Source organism: Mesorhizobium sp. M0968 (genome assembly GCF_040319065.1).
In the GTDB taxonomy this organism is placed as follows: domain Bacteria; phylum Pseudomonadota; class Alphaproteobacteria; order Rhizobiales; family Rhizobiaceae; genus Mesorhizobium.
The window spans coordinates 1-20879 of the sequence record NZ_JAMYNL010000018.1 but is presented as its reverse complement, the minus strand read 5'-3'; the positions used below and the strand labels follow the sequence as shown (position 1 = coordinate 20879).

General features: G+C 60.0%; 16 protein-coding genes and 6 pseudogenes. 15 read left to right on the top strand and 7 right to left on the bottom strand.

Going from position 1 to position 20879, the window contains the following annotated elements; translation table 11 throughout:
- Nucleotides 1–76: 76 nt before the first annotated feature.
- The 4 genes and pseudogenes from NKH67_RS24650 (at nucleotide 77) to NKH67_RS24635 (ending at nucleotide 3373) form a co-directional block, all read left to right on the top strand.
- Nucleotides 77–334, top strand: a complete 258-nt coding sequence (locus tag NKH67_RS24650) for a type II toxin-antitoxin system VapB family antitoxin (RefSeq protein WP_031195575.1) — start codon at nucleotides 77–79, stop codon at nucleotides 332–334.
- A complete protein-coding gene (locus tag NKH67_RS24645; protein WP_352917924.1) occupies nucleotides 334–720 on the top strand; it encodes a type II toxin-antitoxin system VapC family toxin in 387 nt (128 codons plus the stop codon). The genes NKH67_RS24650 and NKH67_RS24645 overlap by 1 nt, the downstream gene beginning before the upstream one ends.
- Nucleotides 717–1850, top strand: coding sequence for a site-specific integrase (locus tag NKH67_RS24640; RefSeq protein WP_353031918.1), 1134 nt, complete (start codon nucleotides 717–719; stop codon nucleotides 1848–1850). The genes NKH67_RS24645 and NKH67_RS24640 overlap by 4 nt, the downstream gene beginning before the upstream one ends.
- Before the next feature lie 584 nt (nucleotides 1851–2434).
- Nucleotides 2435–3373: pseudogene (locus NKH67_RS24635) on the top strand (IS5 family transposase).
- A gap of 203 nt (nucleotides 3374–3576) precedes the next feature.
- Here NKH67_RS24635 and NKH67_RS24630 read toward each other — a convergent pair.
- Nucleotides 3577–4548 (bottom strand): LysR substrate-binding domain-containing protein, encoded by a 972-nt coding sequence (locus NKH67_RS24630; RefSeq protein WP_352457357.1) that lies wholly within the window; start codon nucleotides 4546–4548, stop codon nucleotides 3577–3579.
- A 122-nt stretch (nucleotides 4549–4670) separates the two neighbouring features.
- Here NKH67_RS24630 and NKH67_RS24625 point away from each other — a divergent pair, with 122 nt between their 5' ends.
- From NKH67_RS24625 to NKH67_RS24590, 8 genes and pseudogenes are all read left to right on the top strand, one after another.
- Nucleotides 4671–5138 (top strand): ATP-binding cassette domain-containing protein, encoded by a 468-nt coding sequence (locus NKH67_RS24625; protein ID WP_352457358.1) that lies wholly within the window; start codon nucleotides 4671–4673, stop codon nucleotides 5136–5138.
- Complete coding sequence (locus NKH67_RS24620; RefSeq protein WP_353031916.1) at nucleotides 5138–5914, top strand: amidohydrolase family protein; 777 nt, start codon at nucleotides 5138–5140, stop codon at nucleotides 5912–5914. Before NKH67_RS24625 ends, NKH67_RS24620 begins: the two co-directional genes overlap by 1 nt.
- Before the next feature lie 35 nt (nucleotides 5915–5949).
- Nucleotides 5950–6702, top strand: a complete 753-nt coding sequence (locus NKH67_RS24615) for an SDR family NAD(P)-dependent oxidoreductase (protein WP_352453729.1) — start codon at nucleotides 5950–5952, stop codon at nucleotides 6700–6702.
- Between the two features lie 19 nt (nucleotides 6703–6721).
- Nucleotides 6722–7561, top strand: a complete 840-nt coding sequence (locus NKH67_RS24610; RefSeq protein ID WP_352453734.1) for a transketolase — start codon at nucleotides 6722–6724, stop codon at nucleotides 7559–7561.
- Nucleotides 7558–8580, top strand: a complete 1023-nt coding sequence (locus NKH67_RS24605; protein WP_502893802.1) for a transketolase family protein — start codon at nucleotides 7558–7560, stop codon at nucleotides 8578–8580. The genes NKH67_RS24610 and NKH67_RS24605 overlap by 4 nt, the downstream gene beginning before the upstream one ends.
- A gap of 106 nt (nucleotides 8581–8686) precedes the next feature.
- Nucleotides 8687–8976 (top strand): annotated as a pseudogene (locus NKH67_RS24600) (transposase); the annotation flags it as partial.
- Nucleotides 8977–9061: 85 nt separating this feature from the next.
- Nucleotides 9062–9199 (top strand): annotated as a pseudogene (locus NKH67_RS24595) (ATP-binding protein); the annotation flags it as partial.
- A gap of 265 nt (nucleotides 9200–9464) precedes the next feature.
- Nucleotides 9465–9821: a hypothetical protein gene (locus NKH67_RS24590; protein ID WP_352453730.1), complete on the top strand. Its 357-nt coding sequence runs from the start codon at nucleotides 9465–9467 to the stop codon at nucleotides 9819–9821.
- A 138-nt stretch (nucleotides 9822–9959) separates the two neighbouring features.
- Here the strand turns inward: NKH67_RS24590 and NKH67_RS24585 are convergent, their stop codons facing one another.
- Nucleotides 9960–10928 (bottom strand): glycosyltransferase family 10 domain-containing protein, encoded by a 969-nt coding sequence (locus tag NKH67_RS24585; RefSeq protein WP_352493678.1) that lies wholly within the window; start codon nucleotides 10926–10928, stop codon nucleotides 9960–9962.
- Nucleotides 10929–11464: 536 nt separating this feature from the next.
- Here NKH67_RS24585 and NKH67_RS24580 point away from each other — a divergent pair.
- A pseudogene (locus tag NKH67_RS24580) lies at nucleotides 11465–12588 on the top strand (site-specific integrase).
- Between the two features lie 242 nt (nucleotides 12589–12830).
- On the opposite strand, the gene NKH67_RS24575 reads toward NKH67_RS24580, so the two are convergent.
- Nucleotides 12831–14492 carry a tannase/feruloyl esterase family alpha/beta hydrolase gene (locus NKH67_RS24575; RefSeq protein ID WP_352493621.1) on the bottom strand — a complete coding sequence of 554 codons (1662 nt, stop codon included), beginning with the start codon at nucleotides 14490–14492 and terminating at the stop codon, nucleotides 12831–12833.
- A gap of 191 nt (nucleotides 14493–14683) precedes the next feature.
- Here NKH67_RS24575 and NKH67_RS24570 point away from each other — a divergent pair.
- Nucleotides 14684–14907: pseudogene (locus NKH67_RS24570) on the top strand (integrase); the annotation flags it as partial.
- A 2-nt stretch (nucleotides 14908–14909) separates the two neighbouring features.
- On the opposite strand, the gene NKH67_RS24565 reads toward NKH67_RS24570, so the two are convergent.
- From NKH67_RS24565 to nadE, 4 genes and pseudogenes are all read right to left on the bottom strand, one after another.
- Complete coding sequence (locus NKH67_RS24565) at nucleotides 14910–15167, bottom strand: aminopeptidase (protein ID WP_352453904.1); 258 nt, start codon at nucleotides 15165–15167, stop codon at nucleotides 14910–14912.
- A gap of 56 nt (nucleotides 15168–15223) precedes the next feature.
- Entirely contained in the window at nucleotides 15224–15325 is a 102-nt protein-coding gene (locus NKH67_RS24560; protein ID WP_352468513.1) for a hypothetical protein, read from the bottom strand.
- A 502-nt stretch (nucleotides 15326–15827) separates the two neighbouring features.
- Nucleotides 15828–16910, bottom strand: coding sequence for a sensor histidine kinase (locus tag NKH67_RS24555; RefSeq protein ID WP_352920358.1), 1083 nt, complete (start codon nucleotides 16908–16910; stop codon nucleotides 15828–15830).
- 404 nt (nucleotides 16911–17314) lie between these two features.
- Nucleotides 17315–17646: pseudogene (nadE, locus tag NKH67_RS24550) on the bottom strand (NAD(+) synthase); the annotation flags it as partial.
- 1013 nt (nucleotides 17647–18659) lie between these two features.
- Between nadE and NKH67_RS24545 the strand changes: the two are divergent.
- On the top strand, nucleotides 18660–20726 hold the full coding sequence (locus tag NKH67_RS24545; RefSeq protein WP_353031954.1) for a carbamoyltransferase family protein: 2067 nt from the start codon (nucleotides 18660–18662) through the stop codon (nucleotides 20724–20726).
- Nucleotides 20727–20879: the final 153 nt, after the last annotated feature.

Below are 20879 nucleotides of genomic sequence, written 5' to 3'. Positions count from 1 at the left end.
GCCTTATCGTTCGTTGTTTACGAGCCTTCGGAGCCATGGTAGAATACGCCAGAAAGGTAGAATTTTGGAGTCTTTCGTGTCCCTGAACATCAAAAATCCGGCCACCGTGGCTCTCGCCGACGAACTCGCACGCCGCCAGGGCATCAGCAAGACGGCAGCCATTCATCAGGCCCTGAGCGAGCGCTTGCATCGCTTGGGCTTTGGAGAGACCGCTCAGGAGCGTCTGCTGGCAGAATTGCGCGCCATCCGAGAAAGAGTGGCACGATTGCCTGAACTGGATAGTCGCAGCGACGAGGAGATCATCGGGTATGACGAGCATGGAATCCCGAACTGATGGTGATCGATACCTCAGCCGTTGTAGCGATCCTTCGGAGCGAGCCTGAGGCAGCAAGGCTGGAACGAGCGCTGATCTTGGACCCAATCCGTCTGGTCCCGGCAACCTGCGTGCTCGAGGCACGCATGGTGCTGGTCAGCAGGCGCGGCGAACACGTATTGGCCGAGATCGATCTTTGGCTGCGCAAAATCGAGGCCGACATCATTCCTGTCGACTCCGAATTGGTTGATCTGGCGACCCAGGGTTGGCTGACCTACGGCAAAGGCCACCACCCGGCGGCGCTGAATTTTGCCGATTGCCTGTCCTATGCTTTGGCAAAGCGTGCGGACGAACCGCTGCTTTTCGTCGGCAACGACTTCTCCCAAACGGATATCGAAGCGGCATGAGCATGACTGACGACGCTCCAAGATCATCGGCTGCTTCCGGCGATGACGACATGCCCGACATCGTCGACGTCGTCATGGAGATGGACGATGCCGACTACGGCTCGCCCCCTCCCCTTCCAGCCATCGCCAATCCCAGCCTGCCTGCGCATCTTGAGGCGCTCGCCGGCCGCGCGCGCGACTATATCGAGGCGGCGAGTTCGGCCAACACGCGCCGCGCCTACGCAGCCGACTGGAAGCATTTTTCGAGCTGGTGCCGGCGCCAAGGCATCGAGATGTTCCCGCCCGATCCTCAGCTCGTCGGGCTCTATATCGCCGCCTGCGCGTCAGGTACGGCCACTGGCGACAGAAAGCCCAACACCGTTTCAACCATCGAGCGCCGGCTTTCGTCGCTCTCCTGGAATTTTGCCCAGCGCGGCCAGCCGCTGGACCGCAAGGACCGGCATATCGCCACGGTGATGGCTGGCGTTCGCAACACCCACGCCTCCCCTCCGCGGCAGAAGGAAGCGATCCTGCCCGAGGATCTGATCGCCATGCTCGAGACCCTCGACCGCGGCACGCTGCGTGGTCTGCGCGACCGCGCCATGCTGCTTTTGGGTTTCGCCGGCGGCCTTCGCCGATCCGAAATCGTCGGCCTCGACATTGGTCGCGACCAGACCGAGGATTCTTCTGGCTGGATTGAGTTTTTTCCTGACAAGGGCGTGCTGGTGACCCTGCGCGGCAAAACCGGTTGGCGCGAGGTCGAGGTCGGCCGCGGCTCCTCCGACGCCACCTGCCCGGTGGTCGCGCTGCAAACCTGGCTGAAGCTGGCGCGGATCGGCCATGGCCCTTTGTTCCGAAGGGTAATAGGGCAAGACAAAAGAGTCGGCGCCGATCGGCTTAACGACCAGGAGGTCGCACGCCTGATCAAGCGCACGGCGCTCGCAGCCGGCGTGCGTGGCGATCTGTCGGAGGGCGAACGCGGTCAAAAGTTTGCTGGCCATTCGCTGCGCGCCGGCCTCGCGTCCTCGGCCGAGGTCGACGAGCGCTATGTGCAAAAGCAGCTCGGTCACGCCTCGGCCGAGATGACGCGAAAGTATCAGCGCCGGCGCGATCGTTTCCGCGTCAATCTCACCAAGGCGTCCGGGCTCTGAAAAGCCCCCCTCCCTGCCCCGTTTTGTCCGCTGGGATGAGGCGGTCAGATCTCAGGCGATAACAATACCTCATCGAGCACAGCGAGCGCTGTATCCAGACTATCGGCGGCCGACGCTTCGTAGTCAGGCATGATCATCAACTGCGTTATGGCACGGCCCACAAGAGGGCATCGCGATAAAAGTACGCCAAACAACGCTAAGGGAGAACAAACGGTGATCTGATTTCGTTCGACGCTCGTTTTCGAGAGCCGTTCTGGGTCGTTCGCAATCAACTGTGTAGGCCAGCGGAGCGAGCAAGGAGCGCCAGATCCGGACAGGGCTGAGTGGGGTGTTTTTCCGGAAGGTGGGGCCATGCCCTAAGGGACACGAGATGTAGTGGACTCGTCGATCCGCGCGGTTTCGATTCGCGCACCCCGGGCACAACGCTGGGATAAGTCCCATCAGATGCTCTCCGGTGGCCGTCATCTGTTTAGCTGACATTGGGCCGAGGGCTTCCAGCACGAGCCACATGGCGGGGGTATCGGCCGTGACCATGGTGCGCCGCCCCTGCCGTCAATGCCAGCCGCCGTCACCGAGTCGCGAAGATGAAATTCAAGGTGACAAACTGGCCGGAATACGAGGCGGGCCTTCGGCGGCGCGGCAGTCTGACGCTGTGGTTGACAGAAGAAGCCTTGGCCAGGTGGCATGCGCCGCGAAGAACGACCCGCAGCGGCCAGCCCCGCTATTCCGATCTCGCCATCGAGGCGGTCTTGACACTGGGATGCGTCTTCGGGCTTCGTCTGCGCCAGAGCGAGGGATTGGCGACCTCGCTGCTCGATCTGATGGGGCTTGATCTACCGGTTCCCGATCACACGACGCTAAGCCGCCGGGGGCAGATATGGGAACCATCGGCCAAGCGGCAGCGGCATCCCGAGACGGTCCGCTGCATGTGCTGATCGATAGCACCGGATTTGAAAGTCTACGGCGCCGGCCAATGGCTGGAAGACAAGCACGGTGCCAGATCACGCCGGACCTGGCGCAAGCTGCATTTGGTTCTCAATGCCGACAGCGGCGAGATCATCGCCCATTGTCTGACCGACCAGGACGGCGACGATCCCTCGCAGGTGAAGCCGCTGCTCGACCGGATCGATGCAGAGATCGACCAATTCACGGCCGACGGAGCATATGATAGCGGTCCCACCTACTGCGCGGTGCTGCAACACAGCGTCACCGCAAGGATAGTCGTCCCGCCACGTTCAACGGCCGTGGAGAGTGATGACACCGGACCACCCGGTCAAAGGGACGGTCACATCACGGCGATCGCCAATGATGGAAGGCTGAATTGGCAGGCGTCCACCGGCTATGGCAAGCGCGCCCTGATCGAGACCGCCGTCGGGCGCTACAAGGGGCTGATCGGACGTCGCCTGCGAGCCCGCTCCTTTTCGGCTCAGCAGACCGAGGTCGCCATCGGCTGCGCCGTTCTCAACCGCATGACGGCGTGCGCACGCCCGGAGTCCGTTCGCAGCCCGGCAAGGCCGACATAGCAGGCGGCATCAAAGAGCTGATTGTGCCTAATGCCACATTTGTGCACCAACGCCTTGTGGCGCGGGCAGCCGCAGGCACAGGCTACGCGGAAAATGAAAAGCGGGGCCAACCCATTCGCTTGCACACAGCCTGCGTTTTGCCAGCTCCTCAACCGCAACGTGCTGTCAATCTTCGTCTTGCCATGTCTTGAACGCCGAACTGTTCACGCCATTGGCGCCGCTTTGTCATCCCGTGCCCCGAAATGAGGCCGTCGTTCGAACGATATGCGCAGTTGCTTATCCGCCAGAAACCGGCGAGCCAGATCGGTGTCGCGCTTACCCACGCGTGACACCCAGTCCGAAAACAGGCGAACCGCGCGCCGGTTCATATGCCGCGAAGGACAGACCAGCCAGTATCCCGGAAACTCGATGACCTCGAACTCTATCGAGACCGGAACCAGAGAACCCGACACCAGGTCCTCGAATGCGATGGATGTGCTTTCCAGGACCACACCTGCACCGTCCTTCGCCAGTTGAACCGACATTGACGAACGGTCGAAACGATAGGGATACGTCATGCGGGCGCCCTGGATACCGTTGCACGGCAGCCAATAATCCCACCGGAAATAGGCCTTCACACTGTCGATCAACCGCGCATGGCGAAGCTGCTCGCGCGGATCCGGTGAGATCGCGCGCAGTTCGGCAAGATAGGAAGGCGAGCACATCGGCAGGATCAGATCGTTGACGACGCAATCCGAATAAAGGCCGGCCCAGCCGCCGTCGCCATAACGAAGATCGAGATCGATGACCTCCGTTTCGAAATCCGAGAAATTGGGCGTGGCGTCGACGCGCAAATTCCAGCTCGGATAGCCCTTGCTGAACTCGGCCAACCGCGGCGCCAGCCATTTCTCGCCGAAGGAAGGACTGACGCGCAGGCTAAGCTGGAAGCTTTCGCGCTGCCGCACAATGGCATTACGCACCTCGCGTATGGATTCGAAAGCCTGGGTCGTGGTCTGGAAGAGCCGCTCACCGTCGATCGTGAGCGAGAGATGGCGCTTTTCGCGCTGAAAAAGCCGCACCCCGAGTTGGTGTTCGAGCAGCCGCAGCTGCTGGCTAACCGCCGAAGGTGTCACCTGCAATTCCTGAGCGGCCTTTGCCACGCCGCCGAGCCGCGCGACTGCCTCGAAATGCGTCATCGAATTGAACTTGATGTCTGACCTCGTCCTCGTCAGTTAAGCTCAGCTACACAGAATGTTAAGAAACGAAAATTGAGCCGAATGTCAATCGGTCGCACAGTGGTCCCGGAAGGAGATACAGGATGGAGCCGAGTTCAACCCAAAGCTTGGGTAGCGCCGGCAACGTGCCGGGAGTTGGACAGGTATTGACCAGGAAGCCCCTGATCGAAGCTGCCAATATCGAGAAGAGTTATGACGCAACCCGTGTCCTGCGGGGTGTGAGTTTTCAGGTCCGGGCCGACGAAATCCACGCGCTCCTGGGCGGCAACGGCGCCGGCAAAAGCACTCTCATCCGCATCGTCACAGGGCTGACCTCACGCGAAGCCGGCGAGATTGGCTTCGCCTCGTCGAAGGCCGACCACAACAGCCCGATCATCGCGGTGGTGCATCAGGAGCTGGCGCTGTTGCCCGAGCTGTCCGGTCGCGGAAAACATCGGCATTGTGCATGCGAGGTCGGGCTGGTGGCAGATCAGCCGTCGCCGCACGCGCGAAACTGCGCTCGGAGCGCTCCAGCTGATCGACCCAGCGATCGGCGAAGCGATCATCGATAATGCCGGCACGCAAATTGTCCCTCCACGAAGGCCAGATCGTCCAGATCGCTCGTGCCCTTTCCACCGCAGCCGAAGTGCTGCTTCTCGATCCCGGCGATCCGGTTGGGGAAACGCGCTGGCTGCAGGAGATCGCCAACAAGCGAGGCTTTCCGCATGGCATCGTCGGCTATGTCGACCTGTCCCAACCCGACGTCGGCGACCTCCTCGACCGCCACATGGAATATCCGAACTTCCGCGGCATGCGGCAGCCGATGAATTATCATCCCGACCCCGCCAATACCTATCTGGCGCGGCCGGAGGTCAGTCGTACGCCCGAATGGCGGCGCGGCTTCCGGGAGCTGGCGAAGCGCGGGCTGAGCTTCGACCCGCAGCTCTACTATCCGCAGATGAGCGAGTTCCTCGAACTGGCGCGCGACTTTCCCGACGTGCAGATCATTCTCAATCACACCGGCATGCAGGTCGACGGCGCCGAGCATTTTGGCGCCTGGAAAAAAGGCATGCACCAGTTAGCGCAAGCGCCGAACGTCGCCTGGATCTCGGGCCTCGGCATGGGCGACTGGACTTGGACCACGTTCTCGATCCGTCCTTATGTCGAGGAGGCGATCGCAGCCTTCGGCGTCGGCCGCTCGATGTTCGCGACGAACTTCCCCGTCGACAAGCTGTTCTCGAGCTTCGACGCCATTTTGAACGCCTTCAAGGAAATTACGATCGCCCACCCGCACGAGGAGCGGCTCGCGCTGTTCCATGACAACGCCGCCCGGTTCTACCGACTTTAGATCACCGGCAAACAGAAATAGCAGGAGAGTTCGACTTGTTGCTGAAGGGCAAGGCCGTGGTGATTTCGGGGGCCGCGGGCCCCCGGGGAATTGGCCGCTCCACGGCAGCGCTGATGGTACAGCACGGGGCTCGCGTTGCAATACTCGACCTGGATGACGGGCAAGCGCGTGACGCCGCTGCGTCGCTTGGACCCGACCATATCGGCCTTGCGTGCAACGTCGCGGACCTCGACGCCTGCAAGAGGGCGGCGGCGCAAGTGACAGAAACCTTGGGCAGGATCGATGTGCTCTGCAACAATGCGGGCGTCACGCAGCCGGTCAAGACGCTGGAGATCAGCGCGGCTGACTGGGACCGCATCCTCGATGTCAACCTACGCGGCGTGCTCCATCTCAGCCAGGCATTCATCCCGAACATGCGCGAAAATGGCGGCGGCTCGATCATCTGCATGTCGTCAGTTTCGGCCCAGCGCGGCGGCGGCATCTTCGGTGGCCCGCACTATTCGGCTGCCAAGGCGGGTGTTCTGGGGCTTGCCAAGGCCATGGCGCGCGAATTCGGTCCCGAAGGCATCCGCGTCAACTGCATCACACCGGGCCTGATCCAGACCGACATCACCGGCGGCAAACTGACCAACGCCATGCGCGCCGACATCATCAAGGGAATCCCGCTCAGCCGGCTGGGCGAGGCGCGCGACGTAGCCGGCGCCTATCTCTTCCTGGCTTCCGATCTGGCCAGCTACATCACCGGCGCCGTGATCGATGTCAACGGTGGGATGCTAATCCATGGCTGAGTGGACAACGGAGCTTGAGATGCCTCGCGCTGGCAGCAATGTCAGCCTGGCCGAACGAGCCTATCGTATCCGCCGACACGCCGTGCGGATGGGTCAAGTCCAGGGCCAAGGTTATGTCGGACAGGCGCTGGGTGTCGCCGACGTGCTTGCCGTCGCCTATTTCCATGCGCTTCGTTACCGGCCGGAGGACACGTTGTGGGAGGGACGCGACCGCTTCCTGCTGTCGATCGGACACTATGCGATCGCGCTCTACGCGGCTCTGATCGAAGCGGGCGTGCTGCCGGAGGAAGAGCTCGAAACCTATGGCAGCGATGAAAGCCGTATGCCGATGTCCGGCATGGCGCCATACACGCCCGGCATGGAGATCACCGGCGGCTCGCTCGGTCACGGCCTTGGCATTGCCGTTGGCATGTGCATGGGGCTGACGCGCAAGCGAAGCGACAGTTTCGTCTACAATCTTTTGTCCGACGGCGAGCTCGGTGAGGGCTCGACCTGGGAAGCCGCGATGTCGGCCGCCCACCACAAGCTCGACAATCTCATTGCCATTGTCGACTTCAACAATCAGCAGGCCGATGGTCCGTCGACGGCCATGCTCTCCTCCGAACCGGTGACCGACAAGTTCGAGGCGTTCGGCTGGCATGCGCAGCGCGTCGACGGCAACGACATCGAGGCGGTCCGCAAGGCCTTCGACATGGCGCGCGGCCTGAAGGAACCTCGTCCGCGTGTGATCGTTTGCGATACGCGCATGGCCAAGGGTGTGCCATTCCTGGAAACCCGCGACATCACGCATTTCATCCGCGTCGAACCGCACGAATGGACGTTAGCGCTCGAAGCTTTGGAAAAGGGACGTCCGCGTTGAGGTTGTCAAAGTTCGCGCCGCGCCACGCCGCCAATGCCGGTGAGCGCAAGACCACATCGGCGATGATCGCGTCGATCGCGCCCGATGGCGTACCGACACGCAATGCGCCGTTCGGGCACACACTGGCCAGACTGGCGCACCAGCGGCCCGGGATAGTTGGCCTGACGGCGGACCTCGCGAAATACACCGATCTCCATGTCTTCGCACAGGAGCATCCGGACCGCTTCTATCAGATGGGCATGGCGGAGCAGGTGCTGATGAGCGCCGCCGCCGGCTTGGCGCGGGAGGGTTTTACGCCCTTCGCCACCACCTACGCCGTCTTCGCATCGCGACGTGCCTACGATTTCATCTGCATGGCGATCGCCGAGGAGAAACTCAATGTGAAGATCGTCTGCGCCTTACCGGGGCTGACGACCGGCTACGGCCCCAGCCACCAGGCGACGGAGGACATCGCGATCTTCCGCGGGATGCCGAACCTGACGATCATCGACCCTTGCGACGCGCTCGACATCGAACAGGCCACGGAGGCGATCGCGGACTACAACGGGCCGGTCTACATGCGGCTTTCGCGCGGTAAGGTTCCTGTCGTGCTCGACGCAGACGACTATACATTTGAAATCGGCAAGGCGCGAATGCTGCGCGAGGGCGCGGACGTATTGTTCATTTCCAGCGGCCTGATGACCATGCGCGCGCTGGAGGCCGCGAAGGCGTTTGAAGCCGACAGGATCGGCTGCGCCGTTCTGCACGTTCCGACGATCAAACCTCTGGATACGGAGGCGATACTCGCTGCCGCGCGCCGTTCGGGACGGCTGGTGGTGGCGGCGGAGAACCACACCATCATTGGTGGCCTTGGCGAAGGCGTTGCCGCGCTGCTGATGCGCGAGAGAGTGACCCCAGTCTTTCGCCAGATCGCCCTGCCCGACGAGTTCCTCGACGCTGGCGCGCTGCCGACGCTTCACGATCGCTATGGGATCTCAACTTCCGAGCTCGTGCGCCGCGTCCGCATTTGGAGCGAATGAGAAGTAAGAGCTCTCCCCACACAACAGTTGAGTCATCGACCTTGACCTTGCCCCTCTTATCTAATCCGGTTTGAAGTTCGTTCTGGCCCATCGAGAGGACCAGGACATGAAACGTAGCCGCTTCTCTGAAGAGCAGATCATCGGAATTTTGAAGGAACATGAGGCCGGGGTATCGGTTGCCGATCTGTGCCGCAAGCACGGGGTCAGCGACGCCTCGATTTACAACTGGAAGGCCCGCTTCGGCGGGATGGATGTCTCCGAGGCTCGGCGACTGAAGGCTCTGGAGGACGAGAACACGCGGCTGAAGCGGCTTCTGGCCGACGCCATGCTCGACAATGCCGCGTTGAAGGATCTTGTGGGAAAGAAATGGTGACGCCCGCGGCCAAGCGGAAAGCTTTCCAGCGACCAGATCGATCAACTTCAACGCCGACTGCAACGGACCAGGCGATCAAGGAAAGGTGCATCATGAGCATTCGCGGAGCCGACAATAGCCGACGCCATTCTCGACCGGATCATCCACAACGCCCATCGCATCACCCTCGAAGGCGACAGCATGAGAAAGCAAAAAACACCGCCGCCCTTGACCGGCGCCGAAAACGGCGAAATCAATCGCAAATGACTTCAACCAGGCAACCGAGCGCCGACCCCATCCTGCTGTCCGCGAATTAGTGAAACTGCTGTCCGCGATTTAGCGGAACGACTGTCCCGTTTTTGCGAATACGCACGTCCGACGCAGCTTGCGTTGACAGAGGCGGTTTTACGCGCAGTTGCAATAGCACTTCCGCCGGCCTATTTTTGTGGAGTTCAATTGTGGTTCGGCCAAGGGCGCTTTGGGCGCCGGACCGGCCCCGTGTAAACCTCATTAAAGAGAGACGAACCCTGCCATGGAAGAATTCTTATCGCGCATCGCCACTGGTGCCGGCATCGGCCCGGCTCTCGCAGAGAAGGCCGTTGGGTTAATGCTGGGTTTCCTGCAACGCCACGCGGCCGACGGTCCCGTTGCGCGCATGATCGCGGCCATTCCCGGAGCTTCGGAATTAGTGGCGAAGTATCATGGCAACGACCCAGAGGGCGGAGGCGGCCTCATGGGGCTCGGCCAGCAATTGATGAGTGAGGGTCTCAGCATTCTAAAGATCGCCGCCATCGCCAACGAGACGATCGCCTTCGCCAAGGAACATGCCGGCGACGAACTCGTGGACGAGGTCCTCAATTCCGTTCCTGGCCTTCCCCAGTTCGTCTGATCAGCGGCAGCCGGGGGCGCATGACCTCGTGCGCCCGTGCCGGCCCGTCTGCGCAGGTAGGCATTCTCCGCCGAGCGCTCCGTACCGATCTCGCCAGACCACCAACCGCCGGGCACGCGAAGCGAGCGTTGGAGTACTTCATTCGTCTCTCCCAAAATCGACCGCAGGCGAACCGATGTGTATAACTTCCGGCGGTAAGGGTTTATCGTGAACGCTTTCGATGAAGCCCGCGAGATAAGCAAACGTATTGTATTTCTCAAGAACCAACCGCTTCGCCTCTTGTATTGCGCCGCGACGCTCCTTCCAGAGGTCCGAGTCGATGATTTCTTGAATTTTTTGGATTACGTTCTTGTCCTCTGGGTCAATCAGAACCATTGAGTCGGAAGGGAAGAACCTCGTGATTGCCGGGCTGCCGTAATAGATCGGCATTGTTTCAGCAACGAAGCAGTCCATAAGCTTCTCTGTAAAATAGTAATCAGCACGAGTATTCTCGAAAGCTATACTGTAACGGTACGGTGCGAGTGCGTCCCATTTATCTCCAATCAGCCGAAAACCTCGGCCGAACAGGTCAAAATCGAGCTCCTCTCTCAGCCGTTCCAGAAACGCCAGCCGATATCGATGCCCTTTAAGCAGGGCGATGTTACTGGTAATCCATGAGAGCCGAAGCGGCTTGTCCACGACTTCGCTGACCAGAAGTTGGTCATATGTCTTTGTTACAGACCAAGACCGAGTGATAGGTGGAGACAAAACGAATCGGCGCTCTGCATTCTGCCGAGCAGCCAGCTCTGCGTCAGACGTCAGGACGATGGTATTTTTCCCCTGCCCTTCATGAAATGCGCGATGAGCTTTCGTCGGCGGTTCGCCGATTGCAAAAATTGTCCTGTTTGGACTCGCCTCGATATCAACAGGGAGCCCAAAAATAGAAGCAGAGTTAAAGACAATATGCCAATCGGGCGCGAAGGATGTCCTGCGTACAAAAGCGACATTGTTCCAGATTCCACTGCCCTTTGGAGTGAGATGGTGGATTGCATCATCCAAAACGCCCCAAGAATCCAGACATGTAGCAACAATGGGCGCCGGACGTTCCGTCAACAATTTGGTCGACAAAGCAGTTCCACCCCATTCACTTCCGTTGGACCGGGAGCAACTCGTGCATCGGGCGCAAGACCTCTCTGCGCCTGAAATAGCTCGCGATCCTGATCGGTATCAAACACACGATTCTGTGCGACTTCGCGATTCTGTGCGACTTCGCGCCATTCGACAACTCATCTCTAAGACCGCGGGAATCCCTTCACTCGTGAAGGTACTCAATCGCCATTTCGGATTGCGGTAAGATTGGGCAGCATAAACCGTCCGGGACCCGCTGTCGAGGCAATTGTCGCTTTGCACCTAACCAGGTTCTTCCTCACTTTGTGTGATGATCAGGCCGGTTGAGTGGCAGCATGCGTGCCCTCTAAAATATGGAAGTTGACTACATTCTTATTATTAATCGGGATATACGACCAGTTTAGAGGCGGCTCGCCTCTCACAGGCGACGTTTGCAGCGGCGACGGCAGATCGAGATATTGGCGGGTTGATGCCGGGGCTTTGTCCGAAATCTGTGGTCCGATTTCGGACGAAGTGACGGTCAAGATGTCCGAAATATGCTACGAATTTCGGACAAGCTTCACACACAAAGCGCCGCGGCTTTGCCCGACATCATCGATATCGTCATGCAGATGGGCGATGCCGACCTAGCCTCGTCCCCTCCCCTTCCAGCCATTGCCAATCCCAGCCTGCCTGCGCAGCTTGAGGCGCTCGCCGGCCGCGCGCGCGATTATATCGAGGCGGCGAGTTCGGCCAACACGCGCCGCGCCTACGCAGCCGACTGGAAGCATTTTTCGAGCTGGTGCCGGCGCCAAGGCATCGAGATGTTCCCGCCCGATCCTCAGGTCGTCGGGCTCTATATCGCCGCCTGCGCGTCAGGTACGGCCACTGGCGACAAAAAGCCCAACACCGTTTCAACCATCGAGCGCCGGCTTTCGTCGCTCTCCTGGAATTTTGCCCAGCGCGGCCAGCCGCTGGACCGCAAGGACCGGCATATCGCCACGGTGATGGCTGGCGTTCGCAACACCCACGCCTCCCCTCCCCGGCAGAAGGAAGCGATCCTGCCCGAGGATCTGATCGCATGTTCGAGACCCTCGACCGCGGCACGCTGCGTGGTCTGCGCGACCGCGCCATGCTGCTTTTGGGTTTCGCCGGCGGCCTTCGCCGATCCGAAATCGTCGGCCTCGACGTCGGCAGGGATCAGACCGAGGACGGGCGCAGCTGGGTCGAGATTTTTGCCGATAAGGGTCTGCTTGTCACATTGCGCGGCAAAACCGGCTGGCGCGAGGTCGAAATCGGCCGCGGCTCCTCCGACGCCACCTGCCCTGTGGTCGCTCTGCAGACCTGGCTAAGACTGGCCCGCATTGCGCACGCACCGCTGTTTCGGCGCGTTGCTGGTCAAGGCAGAGCCGTCGGTGCCGATCGCTTGAACGACCAGGAGGTCGCACGCCTGGTCAAGCGCACGGCGCTCGCCGCCGGCGTGCGCGGCGATCTGTCGGAGGGCGAACGGGCCAAGAAATTCGCCGGCCACTCACTGCGCGCCGGCCTCGCCTCGTCGGCCGAGGTCGACGAACGCTATGTGCAAAAACAGCTCGGCCATGCCTCCGCGGAGATGACGCGAAATTATCAGCGCCGGCGCGATCGTTTCCGCGTAAATCTCACCAAGGCGTCCGGGCTCTGATGCCCCCGTTTTGTCCGCTGGGATGAGGCGGTCAGATCTCAGGCGATAACAATTACCTCATCGAGCACAGCGAGCGCTGTGTCCAGACTATCGGCGGCCGACGCTTCGTAGTCAGGCATGATCATCAACTGCGTTATGGCACGGCCCACAAATTCCGGGTTTAGCTTTTCCAACCGATCCTTGGTCCGGGAGACCTGTTCCGGGAATGCGCGCAGATTGAAGCGAACAAATGACGAGGTCTCTTATCCCCGACACGAATAGCTCGCGATCTCATCGGGATTTCCCTTACCCCCATAGGCAGCTTGAGTGGGATAAGCGCAGATCGGCTGGTGCTTGCCGGGGAATGCCTTGCTGCCAGCCGCGAGAGAATCCGGAGCCTTGTCTTGGTTTATCCAGCCCTCGATGGCGGCCAAAGGATCAAAGTCGTCGAAGGCTTGGCCATCGCCGCAGTGGGTCATCCCCGGGATTATGAACATGCGCACGAAACGGCGAGTCGCTTCCAAATCGCCGCCGCTTGTGACCTCGACGACTTGCTTGTACCAGCGCACCAGATCGTTGGCTGAGAAGACTGGATCGGAAAGTCCCTGAAACAAGAGCAGCTTTCCACCGTGGGCAGCGAAGCTGGCGAGATACGTGCCGGTCGCATCATTGAGCTTGGCCGTATCCGCAACGCGTGCCGGATCCTTGTCGAAGTCGAACTTCAGGGGGTCAAAATTCGGCGCCGGGGGCGTCATGAAGTAGTATTGAAGCGAGCGGGCTCCCAGAACGATGTTATTTGCATCCGACTGGGAAGTGGGGGAATTGCCCAGCTTCCACATTCTCCAGTCCGCGCCCGCAACGCCCGTATCATATGGCCAATCGCTGTAAAGCTTTTCGCCATCGGAGCTTTCCGGACCCGCGAACGCGCGGCTCATGGCCTGCACTTGACCAGCCGTGAGGCAGCTGTCCGTCTTATCGCCTTGGCAGGACAGGACCTTTGGGTCGAACCGGCACTGCTGCCAGGCGTTGATGACGCCATCCTCAATGCCATCGCGGGCATCACAGGCAGCGAGAACCGCCTTGGCGACGATGTTCAGATCCTGCTGGGAGAAGGCGCGGGATAGAATGGGATGGCCGGCCTCATCCTTGGGAGCGATGCTCATGTACTGGCGAGTATCCCAGGCTTCGGCAATGTTGGCGGCACTGAGACGAAAACCCGGGCTACCTGCAACAATGCCGTCGAACTCGAGCGGATATCGCTGAGCCGCTATCAACGCCTCACGACCGCCATTCGAGCATCCCATGAACACCGACTTTTTCGGAGCCGCCCCATAGAACTTGGCAATCACCTGCTTCGAGACCGAAGTGACTTTGCCAATGGAGGCGTACGCAAAATCAATGCGTGCGGCTTGATCGACCCCGAAAGCCGGATCGGGGCTTGGGTGCCCGCCATCCATGCTTACAACAGCGTAGCCGCGCAAGAGCCCGGGAGCCGCGGTCGAGTTCCGGCAAGGAATGGTCCCGACGGCCGGCGCCAGGAAGCCATCAACTGCGCCGCCGCCCTGGAAAAGGAACATGTCGTTCCAGGTCGTCGGAAGACGCACCTCAAACCGGGTGCCATATGATTGACCATCGACCCCCTGGCGTTTCCCGATAACACCTCGGACAAGGCAGTGCCCGCCCACTTTTACCGCCTGAGGCGAGGCGCCGGTGAATGCAGTGAAGGGATCTGCGGGGATCTCCTGCGGCTTTTGAAGGCTAGCCTCGGTAAAGATCACGCTTGGAATTTTGAGCTTGGCGATGGACCGGCACGCCTGATCTGACGCGTTTGCCGCCAGTGCAGGCGCACATACACATATGATCGCCAACATCAGTGCCAGCGTGCACCCGCGGTCCCGCAGCTTGAGCCCGTTAGCCAAGAACATACCCATCCTCCCTGGATGCGCCCGATAGCCCGAAAGCTGATCGCATTGGTAGCTAGTTGTGAGCTTTCAGTAGGTTGTCCATCCGGTCCGAACCGGGAAAGCTGAGATTGTCGAAGCTTCAGTGACTCCAGGGGGACCGGATGAACATCCATAAGAATACCGGTCTGACGCCGCTCGGTCGAGAGCGGATTTTTTGCGCCTGGGCGCGCCGGCAGCACCTCGAGGTGTTGCCGCCTGATCCGCAGACCGTCGGCCTCTACGTACGCAGTGTGGCGAGCCGCTCGATCGAAAGGACCGCCATATCGCCACCGTGCCCGCCGGCATCCGTAACAGCCACGCAAAACCGTCTGTGCAGAATGAGGCCATACTTCCCGAAGACCTGATCGCCATGCTGGAGACGGTGCTCCGCAAGACCCATCAGGTCGCCCCAGGCCAGAGCAACCGGCTCGTCCCCGGGGAGGACGAAACGGTCGACCACTCCGCTTGTTCGACTTGTGTTCGGGCGACTATCCCGGCTTCTATGCATCGCGCTTCGGCGCGGCGAGCTTTGTCCAACGCGCCAAGCCTTTGAACCGAATCGCTGTAGACGGAAGTCGCGGCGAGCTTCGCGTTGTTGATCGGAGCATCGAACCAGGCGTCGTATCCGCGGTATCCACCCCATCGTCTGTCGCGCAATCTGTTGGCGAGCGCGTCCTCAGCCGTTCGATCGCGGCCGTCTTTGCCGCAAACTATTATATGGCGGCCGCCGATGCCATTCGGGCGCGCAATATCTCAGGGGTTGAAGGATCGTCGATCAGTTTTCCGATGTCTTGGCGGGCCGCGATGATCTGCACATGACCCTGCAAAGATTGCGCGTAGTAGGAAATACTGGTGCAACTGGTCACCCCAGGCGTCAGGATAATCGTAGAACCAATCGAACGAATGCACGCATCGCGGTTTGCCTACAGCACTGCTCTCCTGTCCCGATAGCGCAAATTCGCGGTTACCTCCGGCCACGAACAGTCGGACCAATTTTATTTGTAGGTTAGACCTTCGTCCTCGGCAAGATTGGCCAAGCGATGACTCGCTGCTGAATTGCCGGCCCGCGCGTGATGAGCGCGAAGGCGTCAGGTGCCCCCGCCGTCAAGACTCAAGCCGCAACGTAATCAGGCGGGAGTGCCTTCCGCTAGGTGGGGATGGACTGGCCGCCGAAGTCAGAAGCAGCAAGCCTGGAGCATAATGGAAGACCTCGACCATGTGAAGCAGGCCGTGAAGGGCGACCTAGCCTATTTGCAGCCACCTGCTCAAAGCCGCGACATGAAGCCAGCCGCCAGCCTGCTAGTCGACAGCAACCGTTCAGCTTGCTGCCGCCGACCGCTTGAAAACGATGGTCACCTTCGTCCCTTTGTTGGCGCTGGACTCGACGGCTAGCTGCGCCTTGGCGTTCTCGGTCAGCGATCGCGCGATCAGCGCTCCGAGCTTGCCTGGTTTGGGCCACACCTCGCCTTCCGGCAGGCCGATTCCGTCGTCCGCCACTATAACCCGGCAGCCGTCGCCATCGACGACGCTGTGCAGTGTTATCGTGCCGCCATCGCGGCCCCAGAACGCATGCTTTAGTGAATTGGTCAGCAATTCGTTTACGACCAGCCCGGCCGGCATGGCGACGTTTATTGACACGGGATATGTATCCACCTTCATATCCAGCCGGATTCCCTCGACCGCATGCGAGCTCATGACCGCGGACGCGATCTGGCTGAGATACACACCAAGGTCGACCTCCTCCTTCGGCTCGTCGGCAGTTAGCGTCTGGTAGAGGATCGCCAGAGCGTCGACGCGACCGGCGAGCCGCTCAAACCGTCTCCGGTCGGCCTCGGTCGCGTTGCGGCTTTCCAGCCGGATCAGCGCGGTGATCATCTGCAGGTTGTTCTTCACCCGGTGCTGCAGTTCGCGCAGCAGCGTGTCTTTCTCGCTAACACGCTCCTCCGCCGAGCGCTCATCTCCCGCCTCGCCATGGGCGGATACGTCGACCAGGGCCACCAGTCGGAAGCACACCTTGCCGTTGTCGTCTTCGATCACGTTCGAATAAACGTCGACGATCGCGGGTTTGTCCTCTCCGCGCTCCAGCTTGAAGGTGCCGACCAAATCGGTTCCCTCGACCACGGCCTCGGCTAGCGGCCTGTCCTTTTGCTGATGGAGGCCCGTGCCTAAAAGGGCCACCCAGTTTTCTTGGGTGAGCCTGGCGGCTGTCAGGCCTGACAGTTTCTCGAATTCCGGATTGGCGTAGACCACGCGCTCTTCACCGGCAAGGTCCGAAACGGCTATGGCGATCGGCACCTGGTCGAGGAATTTCTTGAACTGTTCGCTTTCCAGTGCGGTTGCAAGGTCAGGTGTATCAAGCAACTGCTCGACCGTCTCAGCCTTCTCTGAATCCGATGTCATTTGCGCGCCTGTTTTGTGCGGATATTATCAACAATGCGGCGAGCCTGCCATCGCCAAAACTGGAGCTGCATCTCACATTTCGCATCACGCATCTGACAACCAGCTCTGCATCGCGTAACGGCCGCACGTCTAGCATTGCGACCGGCCGAAGGAGAGCGGCAAGGATCGGCTACAATCCGGGTGCTTGGAATGTCGAAGCGACCGGTCAAGTGGGTACGCTGCGGAAGATCGATAGAGCAGGCATTCAGGGAGAATGAGTTCGCGTGCCGGCCTCGGCGATACGTGCCGACACTGTCAACCTCATGACCGCATGCGGGCTGAAAGAGCAGCGCTTCGCTCCAGCGGTAATTCAGGCCGCTAGCTGCCTAACTGCGGCAAGCCCATCGATCGTGTATGTTGAGACGCTATTGCCGATGCCTAAATATCGAACCCGTCATGGCAATCGTTGTGACGGGAAGCGCTCGCTTATGGGCTGTGCTGGAATGCGCATGAAGTATACGCCTGTGCGCCGCTTCGTTGATCTCTTGGCCTTCGAGGAAGTCGTCAATCTCATCGTATGTGAGACCGGGACGAGGTTCTCCAGGTCGGCGGTCGGGATCTTTTCAACAAGATCAGACGGAGCGCCCAGATACACTGCCAAGGCGCGAACTCTGCGCTTGTTCAGCCCGGAAAGAGGAAGAATGTCTGCGGCACCATCGCCGAACTTGGTGAAGAAGCCCATCAAGGCCTCGGCTGCTTCGAAGCGACTTCTGAAAAAGAAGTGTGGGTTTGCTCTCATACCCTTTGCTGAAAAATGTTGTCATAGAGCGCATGGAATGCCACGCGCTTCGAATCGGAGTAGCCATCCGGGAAGCCTGAAGCCCCTTTGAAGCGCATGTCCGGCAGCTATTCATAGCGTGGATGACTTTGATCGAAACAAACGATTTCATAACTCTTCGGAAATCTTGCATGGACAAAAGCACGTCCGCACCGATCACCCATCCAAAGGAGAAAATCTTCCATGCGCCCTGACGTGCAGTGGAGGTCGTGCCGAGAAGTGAGTTGCAACTGGCCGATCATGTCGGCGGTTCGACGCTAGTCGTCCCCAATGTTCCTGAGCTGCGAAGTCTTGCAGGCGAGCCAGCTGCCCAGCGCGATTCTGCTTGTGGCGGGCTTTTTGCCGCAGGCAGTCCGCTCGTTTGGGCAGCGGATTGGAGACCCGGCCGGCAGCGCTACCATACAACATCAGCGCACTTTACATCTACGCGGTATTGCCGGGCTTCCAGTCGGTGCCATGTTTGGCCGACGAATGACGCGATGCGGCCTCCTGCACAAGCGAAGGCGTTATCGGATGTGCGACCGGGAAGCAGGCGGACAGTGCAGCACATGTCACTCGCCTGTGCGACGGTCTTTCGGGGAATGAAATCGGGCCAGTTCACGGCGCGGCATTATTCGTCAACAGCCGCCCCTTCGCAAGGATATAGGCAGCCCGCGTCACAAGTTCGTGCTGCAGATGAAAACGGCATCGCCGGCATGCAAGTCAGCAGCCGCTCAAGATTCGATGATCCAGCCAAGCTCTCGGCGTCATGGAACGGCAGGCGCCACGATCGAAGCATCTCATGTTGATTCAGGCGGACCCTTATGAGGCGTTCTTTGATGCCGGTGATGCCTGACAGGCGGTTGCAGCTGCAAGCGACAACGCGGCCTATTTAGTTGGAAACGGTCTGAGGCAGGCCAATTTGGCTTGCCCGTCACTATGTGGAGAAAGAAATGCTGTGTCTAGGAATTAGCGGCGGACTTGACCAAGTCCATGAAAACCGATTCGAGCTTCGGAACGCCTTTATGCACGATGGCGCCGCGGTGCTCGTCCGAGACGGACGGGTGATAGCAGCCGTCGAAGAGGAACGCCTCAATCGGATGAAACACTCCAACAAGCTCCCAATTCGTTCGATTCAATACTGTCTGTCAGCGGCGGGGGTTCAGCTCAACGACATTGATCGTGTCGCGCTCTACGCCAGCGAGCCCTATGCCAACGCCATGCTTGAAGGTATGTCCGCATCCCACCCGGACATTCTCTCCATTCCGTTGGATGCTAAAACGTTGGTGCAGGATCTGTTAACGCGTGAGTTCGGCACTAAGTTGGACAGTTCGCGTATTTCATTCGTAAGTCATCATCAGGCGCACGCCGTGAGCGCCTTTGCAATGTCGGGCTTCGAACAAAGTCTCATTCTAGCGATTGATGGCTCTGGTGATTTCCTGTCGGGCCTCTTGGCGGTAGGGTCTGGCACAGAAATTACGCAACTCGAGGCTTTCCCCGAGAACAATTCTCTTGGGCTGTTTTATCTCGAGACGATCCGCTATCTCGGCTACGGCTTGTTCGACGAGTATAAGGTAATGGGACTCGCGCCCTACGGCGACCCCGCTCCCTATCGCGAGCTCTTCGAGCAGTTCTACGAGCTCTCCGCCAACGGCGGTGGCTACCGTGTTCACCTCGACCGCATCGGTCCGGCGTTGCTCCGCAATATCGAGGTCAGGCGAAAGGGAATGCCCTTCACCCAGCAGCATCGAGATGTGAGTGCGTCACTGCAGGAAGCGCTTGAGCGTATCGTGTTCCACATTCTCCGGCATCACCGTGAGGCCACCGGCATGAAGCGGTTGTGCCTGGCGGGGGGGGTGGCCCACAACTGCACGATGAACGGTAAGCTGCTGTATTCAGGGCTTTTCGAAGACATTTTCGTGCAACCCGCGTCTCACGACGCTGGCTGCGCATTGGGAGCTGCGCTGATAGTCTCTAACGAGATGGGCCGCCCCGCGCCGTGTGAGCGACTGCAGGAGGTCTATTGGGGTCCTGATCTCGGGAGCGAGCGCGCCGTGCAACAGGAACTGAATGCATGGGCCGGACATCTCGAGGTTGAACGCTCTGATGACGTGGCAAGCAGTGCAGCCGACTGGATCGCCAACGGCGCCGTGATCGGCTGGGTGCAGGGTCGTTCGGAGTTTGGGCCACGTGCGCTGGGCAACCGCAGCATTCTTGCCGACCCTCGGCCGGCCGCAAACAAGGACCGGATCAATGCGATGGTCAAGAAGCGCGAAGGCTATCGGCCCTTCGCGCCATCTGTGCTGGAGGAGGATGCGAGCGAATTTTTCGACCTCCCGGACGGTAGGCACGAATTTCCATTCATGAATTTCGTCGTTCGCGTGCGTGACTCAAAGCGCGCCTTGCTCGGTGCCATCACGCACGTCGACGGTACCGCTCGCCTGCAAACAGTATCGCGCAACGCCAATCCCGCGTACTGGGAGGTCATCAATGCGTTCAAGAAGCGCACAGGCACTCCAATTCTGCTCAATACGTCCTTTAACAACAATGCCGAACCGATCGTGGATTCGGTTGCAGACGCGATTGCCACCTTTCTGACGACAGAGCTGGATGGACTTGTGGTCGGGCCCTTCCTGGTAAAAAAGCGGGCTGCAACGCTGCAGGATTGGACTGCGCTTGCGGTTTCGTTGCCGCCCTATGTGTCCCTCCATCAAACCCGCGCTTACAAAGCGCCAGATCGTCGGGAGACTCACTGCGAGATCAGCACGACCCACTTCAGCAGTGACAGTGTACGAATTTCACACGACTTGTTTAATCTGCTGATGCGGATTGAGGGCGAAGCCATGTTGGGAGATCTCCTCAATACAATTGCGCCGGATCAGGCTAAGCGTGACGCTGTGATGGAGGGCCTGCGACGACTGTGGGAGCAGCGCCTCGTTCGGTTGCATCCCTCACAAGCTGCTCGCATGGATCAAGACTGCCATCAAACGCTGGACCAGCATAACAGGCTCTCAGCGTGATAGGGATGCCGCTATCCAAGCTCGGCGAATAAAGGTGTTCATCGACGCCGCCTGCCCCCGCACCCCCGGGCCGGGGGGGGCGGGAAACACCGGGTGTTTAGTGGACCTTATTTTGGGCCGCCCCGCCCGGCCGGAAAAAAACCCCGGGGGGGG